General features: G+C 70.2%; 15 protein-coding genes and 1 pseudogene. 7 read left to right on the top strand and 9 right to left on the bottom strand.

Annotated elements, in window-relative coordinates; translation table 11 throughout:
• Positions 1-78: 78 nt before the first annotated feature.
• The 5 genes from ACFYW3_RS36435 to ACFYW3_RS36415 all read left to right on the top strand — a co-directional run bounded on the left by ACFYW3_RS36435 (position 79) and on the right by ACFYW3_RS36415 (position 5,442).
• Entirely contained in the window at positions 79-1,497 is a 1,419-nt protein-coding gene (locus tag ACFYW3_RS36435; protein ID WP_389388646.1) for a YhgE/Pip domain-containing protein, read from the top strand.
• Between the two features lie 304 nt (positions 1,498-1,801).
• Positions 1,802-2,752 (top strand): ABC transporter ATP-binding protein, encoded by a 951-nt coding sequence (locus ACFYW3_RS36430; protein ID WP_389388645.1) that lies wholly within the window; start codon positions 1,802-1,804, stop codon positions 2,750-2,752.
• On the top strand, positions 2,749-3,606 hold the full coding sequence (locus ACFYW3_RS36425) for an ABC transporter permease (RefSeq protein ID WP_351758016.1): 858 nt from the start codon (positions 2,749-2,751) through the stop codon (positions 3,604-3,606). The genes ACFYW3_RS36430 and ACFYW3_RS36425 overlap by 4 nt, the downstream gene beginning before the upstream one ends.
• Complete coding sequence (locus tag ACFYW3_RS36420; protein WP_389388644.1) at positions 3,564-4,802, top strand: sensor histidine kinase; 1,239 nt, start codon at positions 3,564-3,566, stop codon at positions 4,800-4,802. The genes ACFYW3_RS36425 and ACFYW3_RS36420 overlap by 43 nt, the downstream gene beginning before the upstream one ends.
• 13 nt (positions 4,803-4,815) lie before the next feature.
• Positions 4,816-5,442: a response regulator transcription factor gene (locus ACFYW3_RS36415; protein WP_351758020.1), complete on the top strand. Its 627-nt coding sequence runs from the start codon at positions 4,816-4,818 to the stop codon at positions 5,440-5,442.
• A 431-nt stretch (positions 5,443-5,873) separates the two neighbouring features.
• On the opposite strand, the pseudogene ACFYW3_RS36410 reads toward ACFYW3_RS36415, so the two are convergent.
• The 3 genes and pseudogenes from ACFYW3_RS36410 to ACFYW3_RS36400 form a co-directional block, all read right to left on the bottom strand.
• Positions 5,874-6,128, bottom strand: a pseudogene (locus tag ACFYW3_RS36410) (GNAT family N-acetyltransferase); the annotation flags it as partial.
• A gap of 24 nt (positions 6,129-6,152) precedes the next feature.
• Positions 6,153-6,794, bottom strand: coding sequence for a hypothetical protein (locus tag ACFYW3_RS36405; protein WP_389388643.1), 642 nt, complete (start codon positions 6,792-6,794; stop codon positions 6,153-6,155).
• A gap of 502 nt (positions 6,795-7,296) precedes the next feature.
• Positions 7,297-7,647 carry a hypothetical protein gene (locus ACFYW3_RS36400; RefSeq protein WP_389388642.1) on the bottom strand — a complete coding sequence of 117 codons (351 nt, stop codon included), beginning with the start codon at positions 7,645-7,647 and terminating at the stop codon, positions 7,297-7,299.
• A 283-nt stretch (positions 7,648-7,930) separates the two neighbouring features.
• Here ACFYW3_RS36400 and ACFYW3_RS36395 point away from each other — a divergent pair, with 283 nt between their 5' ends.
• Positions 7,931-8,761 carry a nucleoside 2-deoxyribosyltransferase domain-containing protein gene (locus tag ACFYW3_RS36395; protein WP_389388641.1) on the top strand — a complete coding sequence of 277 codons (831 nt, stop codon included), beginning with the start codon at positions 7,931-7,933 and terminating at the stop codon, positions 8,759-8,761.
• Between the two features lie 58 nt (positions 8,762-8,819).
• Here ACFYW3_RS36395 and ACFYW3_RS36390 read toward each other — a convergent pair whose 3' ends face one another.
• Complete coding sequence (locus ACFYW3_RS36390; protein WP_389388640.1) at positions 8,820-9,140, bottom strand: hypothetical protein; 321 nt, start codon at positions 9,138-9,140, stop codon at positions 8,820-8,822.
• A gap of 118 nt (positions 9,141-9,258) precedes the next feature.
• Between ACFYW3_RS36390 and ACFYW3_RS36385 the strand changes: the two genes are divergently transcribed.
• On the top strand, positions 9,259-9,717 hold the full coding sequence (locus tag ACFYW3_RS36385; RefSeq protein ID WP_389388639.1) for a hypothetical protein: 459 nt from the start codon (positions 9,259-9,261) through the stop codon (positions 9,715-9,717).
• Between the two features lie 435 nt (positions 9,718-10,152).
• Here ACFYW3_RS36385 and ACFYW3_RS36380 read toward each other — a convergent pair whose 3' ends face one another.
• From ACFYW3_RS36380 to ACFYW3_RS36360, 5 genes are all read right to left on the bottom strand, one after another.
• A complete protein-coding gene (locus ACFYW3_RS36380) occupies positions 10,153-10,776 on the bottom strand; it encodes an ABC transporter permease (protein WP_389388638.1) in 624 nt (207 codons plus the stop codon).
• 13 nt (positions 10,777-10,789) lie between these two features.
• Positions 10,790-12,370, bottom strand: a complete 1,581-nt coding sequence (locus ACFYW3_RS36375; RefSeq protein ID WP_389388637.1) for an MFS transporter — start codon at positions 12,368-12,370, stop codon at positions 10,790-10,792.
• A 195-nt stretch (positions 12,371-12,565) separates the two neighbouring features.
• Positions 12,566-13,831: a cytochrome P450, cyclodipeptide synthase-associated gene (locus ACFYW3_RS36370; protein ID WP_351758049.1), complete on the bottom strand. Its 1,266-nt coding sequence runs from the start codon at positions 13,829-13,831 to the stop codon at positions 12,566-12,568.
• 123 nt (positions 13,832-13,954) lie between these two features.
• On the bottom strand, positions 13,955-14,392 hold the full coding sequence (locus ACFYW3_RS36365) for a hypothetical protein (RefSeq protein WP_389388636.1): 438 nt from the start codon (positions 14,390-14,392) through the stop codon (positions 13,955-13,957).
• 572 nt (positions 14,393-14,964) lie between these two features.
• Complete coding sequence (locus ACFYW3_RS36360; RefSeq protein WP_389388635.1) at positions 14,965-15,312, bottom strand: ferrous iron transport protein A; 348 nt, start codon at positions 15,310-15,312, stop codon at positions 14,965-14,967.
• Between the last annotated feature and the right edge of the window lie 7 nt (positions 15,313-15,319).

Below are 15,319 nucleotides of genomic sequence, written 5' to 3'. Positions count from 1 at the left end.
ACAACAAGATACTGCCAGTATCCAGTAACTGGATACCATAAGTATCCAACTCAGGAACGCCGCCGCACCGGAGAATCGATGCCTCATCCCACACCTCCCTCCGTGCTCCGCCGACCCCAGTTGTGGATCGGAACGGGCCTCATCGCCGCAGTTGTCTCGATGCTGTTCGCCCTGCTCTACGTCGGCGGCAACGTCAACCCCAGGGGCAATCTGCGCGACCTGCCCGTCGCCCTGGTCAACAGCGACAGTGGCGCCGACGTCAACGGCCGCCGGCTCAACCTGGGCGAGCAGGTCGTGTCGGGGATCGAGAAGGCCGCCAAGGGCGACCGGAGCATCGACTGGCAGGTCGTCAGCCGCGAGGAGGCCGACAAGCGGCTGGGCAAGGGCAAGGTCTTCGGCGCCCTCGTCATACCCGCGGACTTCTCCGCGTCGGTGACCGGCCTCACCGCCCCGCAACCCGCAGGCCAGGGCAAGGCCACCGCGCCGACGCTGACCGTGCTGACCAACCAGGCCGCCGGCAGCATCGGCTCCTCCATGTCCTCCCAGGCAGCGCAGAAGGCCGCCCACGCCGCCTCCGCCCAGCTCGGTCAGGAACTCCTCAAGCGGGCCGGGTCCCAGAAGACCCCGATCCCGACGGCCGCCCAGCTCAAGCTGGCCGACCCGGTGACCGTGAACGTCGCCGACGGCCACCCCGTGGGCTCCCGCAGCGCCATGGGACTGAGCGCCTTCTACTACGCGCTGGTGCTGGTCGTCTGCGGCATGCTCGGCGCCAATGTGGTCAACTCCCAGGTCGACACCGCGCTCGGCTACCTGCACACCGACTTCGGCCCGGTCCGCAAGCGCGAACCCGTCCAACACACCAGCCGGGTCCGCACCCTGGCCATCGGCATCGCGCTCATGCTCGGCCTGTCCCTCGTCATGGGCTCCCTGGTCGAGGTCGCCACCGTCGGCATCCTCGACATGGACGCTTCCCACCTCGGCCTGCTGTGGCTCTACTCGGTGGCCACGATCGCGGTCGTCGGCGTAGGCAGCCTGGCCCTGTTCGCCGCCTTCGGCACCCCCGGCATGCTGCTGGCCACCATCGTGTTCGTCGCGATGGCCGTCCCGTCCTCCGGCGCCACCGTGCCCGTCCAGGCACTGCCCGGGTTCTTCCGCGCCCTGTCCGAGTTCGAGCCGCTGCGCCAGGTCACCGAGGGCCTGCGCTCCCTGCTCTACTACGGGGCCCAGGCCGACGCGGGTCTGGCCCGGGCGTGGACCTCCATGGGTGTCGCCCTCGTCGCCGCACTGGCCTTCGGCTTCGCCGTCACCCGCCTCTACGACCTCAGGGGGCTGCACCGCATCCCGCACCCCGATCCGGTGACCGACACCAACACGGACTCGGACTCTGGCTCGGGCTCGGGCTCGGGCACGGAGACGGGCACGGAGACGAAGAAGGACTCGGGCTCGGGCTCGGGCTCGGACACCAAGACCGAGGCCGCGGCTCCCACCACGGCCTGAGGGAGGGAACCCGAACGGCTACGAGCCCGGCAGGGGTCGACGTACGGCTCGTCCCCTGCCCCGCTCGGGTCGGCCGGGCTTGGCGGGCCGTCCCGGTCGGCCGGTCCGCGTACGTCGGACAGCCCCGTCGACGACGCCGGTGGGTACCGTGCCGGCGCTGCTGCCCGGCCGCGCGCAGCAGCTCCGGCAGCGTCGGCAGCACCTGCGAACCGTGCCGTACGGGGCGCTCTGTCCACCGTTCGATGGACACGAGGACGTACGTACGGGGGGACCGGTGGACGCGGTTCCGGACGAGCATGGACGCATGACACAGAACGCGGTGGAGGTACGGGGGCTTCGCAAGCAGTACGGCGAGGTCACCGCGGTCGACGGACTGGACCTGACGATCCGGCGGGGCGAGGTCTTCGGCCTCCTCGGGCCCAACGGGGCGGGCAAGAGCACGACGGTGGAGATCCTCCAGGGCCACCGGGAGCGGGACGGCGGCGAGGTGTCCGTGCTCGGCGCGGACCCGTCGACCGGGGATCGGGCCTGGCGTTCGCGCGTCGGCATCGTCTGGCAGGACGAGTCGGCGCCCGCCGAACTGACCGTCCGGGAGACGGTGGAGCACTTCGCCCGCTACTACCCGGTACCCCGCGATCCGGCGGAGGTCATCGCCCTCGTCGGCCTGGAGCACAAGCGCGACCAGCGGGTGAAGGGCCTCTCCGGTGGCCAGCGGCGGCGGCTCGACGTGGCGCTCGGCGTCATCGGCGATCCGGAACTGCTGCTCCTGGACGAGCCCACGACCGGTTTCGACCCGGCGGCCCGGCGCCAGTTCTGGGAGCTGATCCGGCTGTTGGCCGGGGCGGGCACCACCATCGTGCTCACCACGCACTACCTGGAGGAGGCCGAGGCCCTCGCCGACCGCCTCGCGGTGATCGCGCGGGGCAGGGTCGTCGCCGAGGGCGACCCTGCGGGACTGCGTGCCCGCTTCGGCACCGGCGCCACCGTGGGCTGGACGGGGGTCGACGGCTCCCCGCACAGCCTGCGGACCGAGAACCCGACCGGGGCCGTCGCGGAGCTGGCGTCCCACTTCGGCGGCGAGGTTCCGGACTTGACGGTCACCCGCCCCACCCTGGAGGACGTCTACCTGCGCCTCACCGGGCAGCTCACCGAGCCGGACAGCAGGACCGGCACCGGGCCCGAAGCCGAGGCCGGCACCCGACCCACCGCCCCATCCGCCGCTGCGAACAGGACCCAGCGGGAGGAAGCCCGATGAGCACCGACACCCCTTCCGCCGCCACCTCCGCCACGACCACCCGGACGGCGAAGGCCCTGCCGGGCGCCTGGACCCTGGGGCTGAGTCGCGGCGCCCTGGAGATCAGGCAGTTCGTCCGACAGCGCGACGCGATGATCTTCACCTTCGCCTTCCCCATCGTCTTCCTCGCCCTCTTCGCCTCGATCTTCAGCGACACCGTGGAGGGAACCGGGATCACCGCCTCCCAGCTCTACGCGGCGGGCATGGTCGCCGCCGGCATCATGTCCACCAGCTTCCAGTCCCTCGGCATCTCGATCGCCGTCGAGCGGGACGAGAAGGTGCTGCGCCGGCTGCGCGGGACCCCGATGCCACCGGCCGCGTACTTCCTGGGCAAGATCTGGATGGTGCTCGCCACCGGGCTCGCCGAGACCGCGATCCTGCTCCTCGTCGGCTCCACCCTCTTCGGCCTCGACCTGCCCTCCTCCCCCGCCAAGTGGCTCACCTTCGGCTGGATCTTCGCCCTGGGCCTGGCCGGTTGCGCCCTCCTGGGCATCGCCGTCAGCAGCCTGCCGAAGTCCGGGAAGAGCGCCAGTTCGGTGGTCGTGTTGCCGTTCCTCATCCTTCAGTTCATCTCCGGGGTCTTCATCCCGGTCAACCAGATCCCCGGCTGGCTGCTGAACCTGGGCGCGCTGTTCCCCCTCAAGTGGATGTGCCAGGGTCTGCGCGGGGTGTTCCTGCCCGAGTCGGCCGCCGTCCTGGAACAGGCCGGCGGATGGGAGTACGGGAAGACCGCCCTGGTGCTCGGGGCCTGGGTCGTCGGAGGATTGGTCCTGTGCCTGCTGACCTTCAAGTGGAAGAGCCGACGGGACGGTTGAGGGGATTCACCACGGCGACCGGAGCGCGCGACGTCCACGTCTGGGACCGCGCGTTCCTGCCGTGGGACGCGTACTTCGGGGTCGTGTGGCTGGCGACCGCGGTCTTCGTACTCGGCGCCGAGTTCCCCTCGTTGCCCTACAGGGTCCCCGCCCTCGTCCTGCTCGCCCTGATGGTCCCCTGGTACCTGTGGGCCGGGCGGCCGCTGCTCCTGCTGGAGCCGGGGGCGCTGCCGGCTGCGTCGGCCCGCTACCTGAACACGGCACTGGTGCTGTTCCTGCCGGCCGCGTGCCTGGTCGGCGAGACCCGTTTGATCACCTTCGCGCTCGCCCCGCACTTCTTCATGCTGGCGCGGCTGCGCCGGGCGATCCTGTCCATGGCGGCACTGACCCTGCTGCCGGTCGCCGGGTGGGGACTGTTGTGGCGGCCCGAGGCGTACGTGCTCCTCCTCAACTCCGTCGCCGCCGTGGCGACGTTCACCTTCTCCTCGTTCTTCGGCGCCTGGATCCTCCGGATCATCGAGCAGAGCATCGGTCGTGCCGGTCTGATCGCCGAACTCGACGCAAGCCGGGAGGAGGTGGCCAGGCTCTCCGCCGAGCACGGAGCCGCCTCCGAGCGGGAGCGCATGTCCCGCGAGATCCACGACACCCTCGCGCAGGGCTTCACCAGCCTGCTGATGCTGGTGCAGGCCGTGCGGTCGGAGATGGACACCGATCCGGCCCAGGCTCACCGCCACCTGGACCTCATGGAGGTGACCGCCCGGCAGAACCTGGCCGAGGCTCGGGCTCTCGTCTCCGGCGGCGCCCCCGCCGACCTCGACTCGGGCTCCCTGCCCGACGCGGTACGCCGCCTCGCGGCCCGGCACGACCCGCCGGCCGCCGTCACGGTCACGGGCGAGGTCCGGCCGCTGCCGGCGGCGCTGGAAGTGGTGGCGCTGCGCACCTGCCAGGAGTCCCTGACGAACTGCGCGAAGCACGCCGGACCGGGCGCCTCGGCCGCCCTGTCCCTCGTCTACGCTCCGTCCACCCTGACGGTGTCGGTACGGGACACGGGACGCGGTTTCGACCCCTCGGCCCCCTCCCCCGGCTACGGCCTGCGGGGCCTGGCGGCCCGCGCGGCGGAGGCCGGCGGTACCGCCACGGTCGACAGCGCGCGGTCCGGGGGCACCACCGTCACCGTCACCCTCCCGATCCGCTGAGGAGCCGTACGACATGATCCGCATCCTGCTGGCCGACGACCACCCGGTGGTACGGGAGGGACTGCGCGGCATGCTCGCCGCCGAGCCGGACCTGAAGGTGGTCGGCGAGGCCGCGAACGGCCCGCAGGCGGAAGCGCTGGCCGCCCGGCTCCTCCCGGAACTCGACCTGATCCTGATGGACCTGCGGATGCCGGGCGGTGACGGCGTCGAGTCCATCGCCCGCATCACGGCGGCCGGGTTGCCGGTCCGGGTGGTGGTGCTGACCACGTACGAGAACGACGGGGACATCCTGCGCGCGGTGGAGGCGGGCGCCGCGGGCTACCTGCTCAAGGACATGGCCCGCGCGGAGTTGGCGGAGGCGGTCCGGGCGGCCGTCCGTGGTGAGACGGTGCTGGCCCCTTCCGTGGCGGGCCGGCTGGTCGACCGGCTGCGCACCCGCCCGGAGCGGCCGCGACTGTCGGAGCGCGAGGTGGCGGTGCTGCGCCTGGTCGCGGAAGGCGCGACGAACGCACAGATCGGGCGCCGGCTCTTCGTGGCGGAGTCCACGGTCAAGACCCACCTGCTGCGGATCTTCGGCAAGTTGGAGGTGACCGACCGTACGGCGGCGGTGACGACGGCCATGCGCCACGAACTGCTCTAGTGCTGTGACCGGAATGGTTTGCCGGGTCGCGGTGTCCGGTGCGGTGCATCGCAAGGCGGAGGACTGCCTCTTGTACTGGACGTACTTGAGCGGTCCGACAACGCGGCGAGGTGCCGTGCCGGGCGCCGTGACACGGTGAACCTTTCCGGTCACAGCACTAGGCCCCGGCCGACAGTGGCGCGTACGCCCCTGTCCGGCTCAACGGGCACCGCTACCTCTCGTCCCATCCCGCCTGTCGAGTCCGGTCGGGCCCGCCGGCGCGCGGTCACCGCACCGTATCCGGTTGCCGTGGTCCGAGCCGGGCGGATGGGACGATTTCACCGTTGGGTCACAACGCACCCCACGGGCCGAACGACCTACCGATCCAACGGACGTGACGATTCCTCCTGGCGGAAGGTCTCTGCGGTGACGGCCCAGCGCTCGTGGTCTCTTCAGGCGCCATTGAGGAATTGGAAGGCGGCCGAGTACCCCTCGCGTCGGAACCCGAGGCGCTTGACCAGGTTCAGGGAAGAAGTGTTGTCGGGCTGGATGTTCGCCTCCAACCGGTGCAACTCCAGCTCGTCGAAGGCATGCCGGAGGACGAGCCTGAGCCCCTCTGTCATGTAGCCGTGACCAGTCGTGGAGACTGAACCCTTCCGGTCACAGCACCAGGCCGTCTCTTTCGGATCTTGCCTGACCCGCGCCGCCCGGCAAGATCCGAAAGAGACGGCCTAGGCAAGCTGGTCCGCGAGTGAGGTGGCCAGGACGGTGATCCGCTCCCGGCCCAGTGATGAGTGCCCGGTGTCGCCGGCCCCGACCACCATGACCGCGTCGCCCTCTCCGTCCAGTTTCAGCCGGACGGCGGCGACGTTGCCGCTCTTGGTCACGACGGGTTCGCCGATCTTGGCCTCGGCCATCCGATTGATGTAGGCGATCAAGTCGTCCGTGGAGGATCCGGCCAGTTGGGCGACGATCGCGGCGAGTGGCGCCACCGCCTGTGAGTGGCGGGTCGCCGCGGTGTGCACGACCACCTCCTCCCGACCGATGTGGAAGACGCAGCTCACCAGGGCGCCTGGGTTCTGCGCCAGCGGCGTGCCCGCCTCGGCCCGGTTGCCCCCTTCCGCGGTGGCGACCGCCGCCCCGGGCTCCTTCAGGGACCCGGGCGCGGACGCCCCGTCGGCGCCCGCGGCCTTCGCGGCCTTGGTGATGTCGTAGGAGAGGGGGCAACTGGCCTGACCCTCGCGGGGGATGGCGTCGGCGGTCTTGGTCAGGCCGCCCAGACTCAGCGCCGGCGCGCTTCCGCTCTGACACCCGGCCAGGAAGGTCACCGCGGCAGCGGCACCTATCAGCGGTCCGAACCGACGGTCTCTCATGTGCCCTCGCTGCTCTCGTCCACAGGTTCCGCCGACGCGGCGGACGGTGGACAGGGCAGCAACCCCTGCCCTCAACCGCCGTGTTCGCGGCCCCCGTCTCCCCGGCCGGTACTCGTCCCGATCCTAACGACGGATGTCCGGGACCAGGGCGCCACCCTGGATCGCGTCCGCCTCGGATGCCTGAGCCGAGCACCCGACAGCTCGGGCCTCCGCTTCCGGCGGAAGCGGTGATCCCGGTCCGCGTCACACCGCGCCCTCGGCCCGTCCGTGCCCGAGGCCGTACAGGGAGGCCAGGGAGGCCAGTGGAAGGATCCTGCGTCCCCCGGTGATCTGCTCGGCGGCGCCACCGACGCCGCGACCAGGTCGATCGGACGATCTGCCGGTTCAAGAACCGCCGGCCCCTCGCGACCCGATACGACAGGCCGCCCTTCCTTTTCCGCGGCAAGGTCCGCCCTCGCAGCGGTTCGACCATGGCTCTGCGGGTGAGCCGCCCTGACCAACCCTAGAGCCGGCGCTGTGCCGCCTCGACGCTGTCCCCACCGCTGGTGTTGAACGCGATGGCGGCTTGGGGTGCATGGCGGTGGATCAGGTTCACGATCTGCTCGAAGAACGGAAGCAGTTGTTCCGTCTTGCGGATTCCGGCACCGACGATCACCACGTCCCAGGGACGCTCGGCCAGCGACGCGACGAGCGTGGGCTCGGCCGACGCGCCGAACGCGACCAGCGTCATGGCTGCTTCGATGTCGTGCTCCGCGAACCGGGCCAGTTCCTTGTCCAGTGCCGCACGAAGTCCCTCCGCGTCGACGCCGGGTATTTCCTGAGGGTCATAGCCAACAATCAGTACGGAGGACATGCCGCCAGCCTACTCACGCCCGCCCGAGCACGGTCTGCCGGGCCGGCCACTCAAGGGTGCTGCGGAAGGCTCCGCCTTGGGCTTTTCGCCTGGATGGGTGGGGTGGCCTCGTTCGCTTTCGGCAGCAGCCTTTGTCCGGCGCTTTCGTGCGGCAGGCGGAGGCGGCGGAGCCCGGGCTCCGCCCTTGTGTTTGAGCCGGCGTTCGTACCGGTCGAGGAAGTCGGTGGCGGAGGAGACGTCGGGCTCCGGGGCCCGTCGCTGTTACCAAAGGCGTCGGGCTCCGGTGCCCGTCGCCGTTACCAACGGGGACGCGGCCGGCGAGTGGGACGGCGCCATCGCGATCCGCCCGCGCTCGGGCGTGGTTCACCCCGAGTACGTACGTGGACTGCCCGGCATACACGTCCAGGACACGGGAGAGGATCCGGAGGTGACCGCCACCGTGATGCGCCGCGCCGCCGAGCTGACGACCGAGTGTCCGGCCGCGAGCATCATCACGTCGAAGGGGGGAAGGGCCTCGCTGACCGTCTCCGAGCTCCACGTCAACCTCGTGCCCCCGCTCCGCCGACCATCGACTGCCGATCCCCTGGCCCCCGCAGCGCACCGGAGGAACCCGATGACCGTGACCCCGAACCTCGTCTACGCCCGCGAACCGCTCCCCACCGGCGGGCCCAGTGTCTTCCTCGCCGGGCCCACCCCGCGCGCCGACGGCCCCGTCCCCTCCTGGCGCCCCGACGCGATAGGCGAGCTCACCACCCAGTGGACCGGCCGGCAGCCGCTGACCGTCCTGAACCCCGAGTCCCGGGGCGGGTTCCGCGCCGTGCACTACGACGACCAGGTCGACTGGGAGACCGACGCCCGCCGCCATGCCGACGCGATCCTCTTCTGGATCCCCCGCGACCTGGTGTCCCTGCCCGGGTTCACCACCAATGTCGAATTCGGTCTCGACGTCGCCACCGGCCGTGCCGTCCTCGGATGCCCGCCCGACTGCCCCAACCCCGAACGAAACCGCTACCTCGTGCATGTCGCCCGCCGCCACGGCGTACCCGTGGCCGAGACCCTGCACGACACCGTGGCTGCCGCGCTCACCCTCGTCACGGTGAAGGGCACCCGGTAGGCCGGTAACGCGCGAGCGGACGCGCGGAACCGTTGCCCGCGCCCTACGTCCATGGGTATCAGTGGGTTGACAGCCAGCCGACTCCTGCGACGGCGACCACCCCGGCGACTGTCAGCGCGGCAACACGGAAACGGTGCAGCGCGAGGGCGACGATCGCTGCGGAAAGCAGAACCGCGACCGTACCGATAGCGCCCCGCAACACGCCGTTGCTGTAGCCGAGTTCATCCCACTCGTCGACCAAAAATGCCAACCATGCCAGTCTCATGACTCCCCCTTTCGTGATCTTGGCGATCGTATGCCGGTACAACAAGTGCACGGGCGTGATCAGGCCGGCGAAGTGTTCGAATCGGAAGCCGGTCGGGCGCGCCCGGACCCGCATCGCACTGGGCTCTCCAGTAGTCGACCTAACGACGTGCGACAACGTGTCCGTTCGACACCGAAGACCGGCGCCCACCCATCCGGACTCGCAACACCCCGGATGAGGAAGAATCGCGATCATGACGCACCCCCACCTGCCATCCACCGAGGCGGCTGTCACCGCGATACGCGAGATCGCGGCCGAATACGGCATGGAGATGACCGTCACCGATGACATAGGCGCGGACCAGACATCGCGCCGCACATCGGCCGGCGTCTTCACCATCGTCGACCCCGACGGCTCGCTGCCGCACGAGGCCTTCGTCGAACTGTCCGGCGTCCCGACCGTAAGCGTCCAGGTCTTCCCCGAGGACGACGCGAAGATCACCGTGGACAACGTCGAGTTCAACGACGTACCGCGCGACTCCCTTCCGGCGTTCCTCCGGTCCGTCTACAGCGGACTGGCCTACACAAAGGGCCGGTTCTTCCCGCCGGGCCATTGGCTCATCGTGCCCCTGCCCGGCGACGAGACGTACAAGGAACTGGTCACGCTCACCGCTCTCACCCCGTGGCTCTCATCTGGCGCCCGCAGCTCCTAGTGCTGTGGCCGTCTCGTCCTCGATGCGGTCGGCATCCCCCTTCGAAGAGCACCCCACGCGGGTCGTGCCGCCAGGCGACCCGGGCTGAACCTTGTCGACGCTGAACCCCCGGGAGGGGACATTGACTCCGACCCGCGCACGGGGTGATTCGTCTCGGCGGTCCTGGTCCTTGTCCTGGTCGGGGTCCTGGTCGGGGTCGGGGTCGGGGTCGGGGTCGGGGAGGGTGTGGTGGGGGTGCCGTGGTGGAGGTAGGCCCTCTGACGGTCCGGTGAATGGATTTCTTCTTGCAGCCCCGCCCAGCCTCAACAGTTCCCATATGGCAGAGGCACGGCTCCCGGCCGTCGGTGATGTCCGTCCCGAAGGTGAGCAGTGCCCTGCGCTCCCCCGCGTAGGGCAGTGCCTTGCGCTCCCCCGCGTACGAACCCGTGAAAGGCGTCAGTTCCGCGAGGGTCCCGCGGGCTGCCGGAGGCGACGGTGTTCGAGGGCCGTGGCGAGAACGTAGGCACCGCCGCCTGCGAGGGCGAGGGCCCCATAGAGGTCGGGGGCGTCCAGCGAGAGCGCCGCGGTGGAGGTCAGGGCCAGCCAGACCCCGAGGACGTAGTGGAGCACGTCGCGGCGTACGGCACCTTCGGCGAGGTAGAGCAGGCCGACGATGAGACCGGAACCGGCGGGCCAGAGGATGGACTGGAGTTCGGGCTGGTCGAGGACGGAGGTGAGGCCGGTGATGGCGAGGAACAGGGCGGTGAACGCGACGATCCAGGCGGCGCCGAGCAGTCTGCCGGAGAGGAGGTCGGGCGCGGTGGCTCCCCGCTGGGCCCGCGACGCGGCGACGGTCGCTTGGACGATGCCCGTCGCGAGCCCGAACCCGAGGAGTGTCATGGGCAGCCAGCCGGGAAGGCCGAGCAGAGGGGCGTCCCCCTGCGAGGCCGCGGCGGCGCCGTGCCCGAGCACGTAGGCCAGTCCGAAACTGAGGTAGGCCGCGCGATTGTCGACCTTGTACGGAAGACGGATCGGATGGACAGGAGCAGCGGGCGGCGGCGCGGTTGCGTGGCTGGACATGGTGGGGTTCCCCTCAAGGGTGGTTGACGGCGGTCGTCTGGTCGGGCGCATGGTTGGGCACCCGGTCGGTCGCACGCTTGGTCACCTGGTCGGTGGCATGGCCCTGTTGGTGCGGGGCGGTGGCCTCGGAGGTCTCGGAGGTCTCGGAGGTCTCGGACGGGAGGGCCGTGCCGGCGCGGCGACTGGGACTGGTGAGGCACAGGGCGAGGAGGGCGGTGGCCGCAAGGATCGCGGCGGAGACCGCGAAGGCGGCCCGGTAGCCGGCGGTGAGGGCGTCCAGGTGTGACTGGTGGGGAGCCGCGTGGGCCGTGACGGATCCGGCGAGGGTGGCGAGGGCGGCGAGGCCGATCGCGCCACCGACTTGGCGGGTGGTGTTCACCAGTCCGCCGGCCAGTCCCGCGTCCCGCCCCGGGACGCCGTCCACGGCGAGGGTGGTGAGTTGTACGAAGGCGATGCTGAGGCCGACGCCGACCAGGACGCTCGGACCCAGGACATCGCCGAGGTAGTTCCCGTCGGGGCTGATCCGTGACAACCACAGCAGCCCCGCGGCCTCGGTGAGCAGGGCCGCGGTGACGGTCGCGGTGGCGCCGATGCGTCGGGAGACGTGGGGCGCGGCGACCGCGCCGAGTATGTTGGCGACGGCGAGAGGGAGTTGACCGGCCCCGGTGGCCAACGGGCTCATTCCGAGGACCTGTTGCTGGTAGAGCGGCAGGAAGAAGAACAGTGCGATCCACACGGAGCCGAGGAGCGTCATCAGCAGGTTGCCCGCGGCGACACGGCCGGTGGAGAACAGCCGCGGGGGTATCAGGGCGTCGGGTCGGCGACGCTCGATGACGGCGAAGGCCGCGAACAGGGCGACGGCGCCGACGAGGGCCGCGAGCACCCCGCCGTTCGTCCAGCCGGCCCCTCGTGCGCTGGTCAACGCCCAGACCAGGCAGGTCAGGGCGAGGGTGACGGTCGCGGTACCCAGCAGATCGAACCGCCCCGCCTCACGGCCGCCGCCCCGGGGGACGAACATCGCGACGGTGATGAGGACCAGTACCGCCCCGAGGGCGACGATGTGGAAGACCCAGGCCCAGCCCCACGCCTGTGTGAGTACGCCGCCCAGCAGGACGCCGGCCGCTCCCCCGGCGCCGGAGACCGCGCCCCACACCCCCAACGCGCGGCCCCGGCCGGGGCCGGCGGGGAACAGACCCATCGTCAGGGCGAGCGCGGCGGGAGCGATGGAGGCTGCGCCGAGCCCCTGTACGGCGCGGGCGGCGATCAGCACGCCCGGGGAGGCGGCCAGTCCCGCCGCCAGTGAGGCCCCCGCGAACACCGCGAGACCGGCGATCAGCACCCGACGGCGACCGAGCAGGTCGGCCGCCCGACCACCCGCCAGGAGCAGCGCCCCGAATGCCAGGCCGTAGGCGTTGACCACCCATGTGGTACCGCCGTCCGACAGACCCACTCCGGCGCGGATCTGCGGCAGCGCGACGTTCACGATCGAGGTGGCCAGCATCACGGTGAACTGGGCCGCGGCCAGCGCCGCGAGGGCGCTCCCCTGGCGGGGCCGGGCGGCGGCCGGGTTGTCCTTCGTACGTACGAGGTTCATGGCGCACAGCCTCGGGTCGGGCGGTGTCCACAATCCATGCTCGGTGGAGACGACGACTGTCCAGTCCTGTCCGCACCCGTCCACCCGTCCACTCGACCACTCGACCGCGCGACCGCCGCCCGACCGCGCGTCCACTGGACCGCGTCGCGGGCTTCGGGGCCGGGACCGGGGACCGGTGGGGCTCGGTCGGGGGGTCTACGGGGTGAGCGGGCGTCCCTCGCGGCCGGCGACGGGCGTGCCGGGCGTGACGGGCGTGAAGTTCAAGGGCAGGAAGGCGGGGCCTCGCGTGTACAGGCCGGTTTCCCGGTAGCGGGAGCCGGGAGCGTGGTGAACCTGGTCGAGCAGTGGCAGGAGCATCGTGGCGACGGTCTCGATCTCGGCGCGGGCGAAGGCCGCGCCGACGCACTGGTGGAGCCCGGTACCGAAGGCCAGGTGCTGGGCGGCCGCGGTGAAGGAGCGGGCCGTGCCGAGGTCCGGGCGGTGGATGTCGAAGGTGTCCGGGGCGGTGAAGGCGTCCGGGTCGCGGTTGGCCGCGCCGATCATGCAGAAGACGACGGCTCCCGCCGGAACGGTGGCGCCGGCGATCACCACGTCCTTCTCGGCCTGGCGCGGGATGAGTTGGACCGGTGGTGTGTAGCGCAGGGTCTCGGCGATCGCGGCGGTCAGCAGGTCCGGATCCCGGCGGACCCGTGCCATCTGTTCGGGATGGTCGACCAGGTGCTTGAACAGCAGGGCGAGGGTCTTGTCGGCGGGCTCGGTGGCCGCGACCAGGACATTGATGATCAGCGCGGTGACGTCGCGGTTGCTCATGGCGATGCCGTCGAACTCGGTGGTGCACAGCCTCGATATGAGGTCGTCGCCGGGATGGCGGCGCCGCCGTTCGATGACGGGGACGAGGTAGGCCTCCAACTGTTCCGCGCAATCCAGGCAGTGCCGGCGGCGTTCGGGGGTGAGGACGACGCTGGTGATGAACTCGGCGACCCCGCCGTGCCAGACGGCGATCCGCTGCCAGTCCTCCTTGTCCAGGCCGAGGACATCGAGCGTCACATGGACTCCGAAGGGCTTGCCGAAGTCGTTGACCAGATCCACCCTCCCCCGGGAGAGGAACGGCTCGATGAGCTCGGCGGCGTTGGTACGTATGGCCCGTACCTGATCCCGTAGTGCTGCCCCGGTGAAGGCCCGGACGACGATCTTTCGCTTCGCGGTGTGTTCGGCACCGGTCATCTGGGCCAACACCCGCCCGCGCATGACCGGTTCGGCTCGGATCGTCAGCATCTCGGTGCTGAACACCTCGTGGTCGGTCAGCACCCGCTTCACGTCCTGGTATCGGGAGACGAAGTAGCTGTCGATCGCGGGCTCGTGGTGAACCGGCGCGTGCTCCCTCAACCCGGCGAAGAACCGGTAGGGGTCGGTGGCGAAGTCCTCCGACAGGACGCTGAAACGGGAATCGATCACGGGCATGCAGGAAGGACCTCACGGGAGCGGATGGAGCGTCACCAGCCAGTGCTGTGACCGGAAAGGTTCACCGTGTCACGGCGCCCGGCACGGCACTCCGACAGGACGTTTACGGAACTCTCGCAGAACTTACGCGGGCCGCACCGCGGGTGGCAGGTCGGATGTCATCCCGAACACCAGGACGTGCTCCGGGTTCATGGTGTCGTTGTTCAGGGTTGCGATGATCCCGGCCGAGAGAAGAATCTTGATCATCGCATTCTGCATGGGAAGACTCACCATTCCGAGACACCGGAGGGCGGGCCCGTCGGAAGTGCCGGAGACAAGCGCGTCAAGGGCAACCTGGAGCTTGGCGGTACCGCACCTCCATCCCACGGACACGGCTGCCGAACCCAACTCGGCGTCGGGCTCGACGTAGACCACCGCGCCCGCCTGGTCCGGGCCGTCGGATCCCATGTCACGGAAGGCGGGCAACCCGGCATCCTGAAGGGCCTTGACCACCTGCTCGGCCAACTCGACACGTATCGAGATGACTTCGTCAGGGGCGCGGATGAATCCGTACTCGCTCATGGTTCTTCTCCGCTTTCCTCGAAGGCATACCGACGACCCGTCAGCCGGGTTCGGAAGCGAGCTTACGGTTGGCTGCGGACCAGCCGATGTCCAGTGCGAGGAGCGGCTCCCATCCAGCCTACGCAGAGACGATTTCCCGCATAACGGAAATATCCGACGCATGAGAAGGCCCTTCAGGGCGCCGATCTCGGCACTGCCGGTGTGATGCGATCACCCCTCGGCCGAGAGGGCCTCAGCAGGCCGCACAGCCGTTTTTGCCTGCTCCCTGTCGGCTCTGGAGCTACGGACAGGCCTCTCCGAGTACATGTGATCGCGCCTGACGGACTGAGCACCGCACACTGCGCACTGCACCGTAACTGAGCACGGCGCTTGGTCTCTTGGCGTTCCACTCCCGCTGAGTGAGCACGCACGGGTGCGGGAGAAGGTCGACTACTGGAGAGCCCAGTGCGATGCGACGGACTGCGGTGCGACGGACTGCGATGCGATGCGGTGCGGTGCGATGCGACGGGCTGCGATGCGACGGACTGCGATGCGATGCGGTGCCGTGCGGTCCAGGGCTGAGCCCGGTGCCCTCAGCTCTCCCCCGCGGGCTTCAGGTATCGACCCCAGAGCTGGGCCTTGCGGTAGGGCCCCTCCCCCTCGGTGTCGTACTGCGGCTCGTCGAAGGCCACCCAATACATCAGCTCGCCGGTGAGCGCCTGGACATGTTCGTTCGGCTCGGGTGCGCCCATGCCATCGATCGTTCCGGGGAATTCTGCCTGCCAACCGCTGTTCCCGGTCATGTCACGAACGACGGTGACCCGAGTACCCGGTTGCAAGGCACCCTCCGGCCAGGCTTGGTTCAGGGGACGGCCGAGGACGTGCTCGATCACCTGGCGATCCGCCGGGTCCGCGGGATCGGAGTGGGATGTGTCTGTCATGCCTGCC

Source organism: Streptomyces sp. NPDC002602 (genome assembly GCF_042889445.1).
GTDB lineage: Bacteria > Actinomycetota > Actinomycetes > Streptomycetales > Streptomycetaceae > Streptomyces.
Note: the sequence above shows the minus strand (reverse complement) of the source record. Positions and strands in the feature narration are given on the sequence as shown.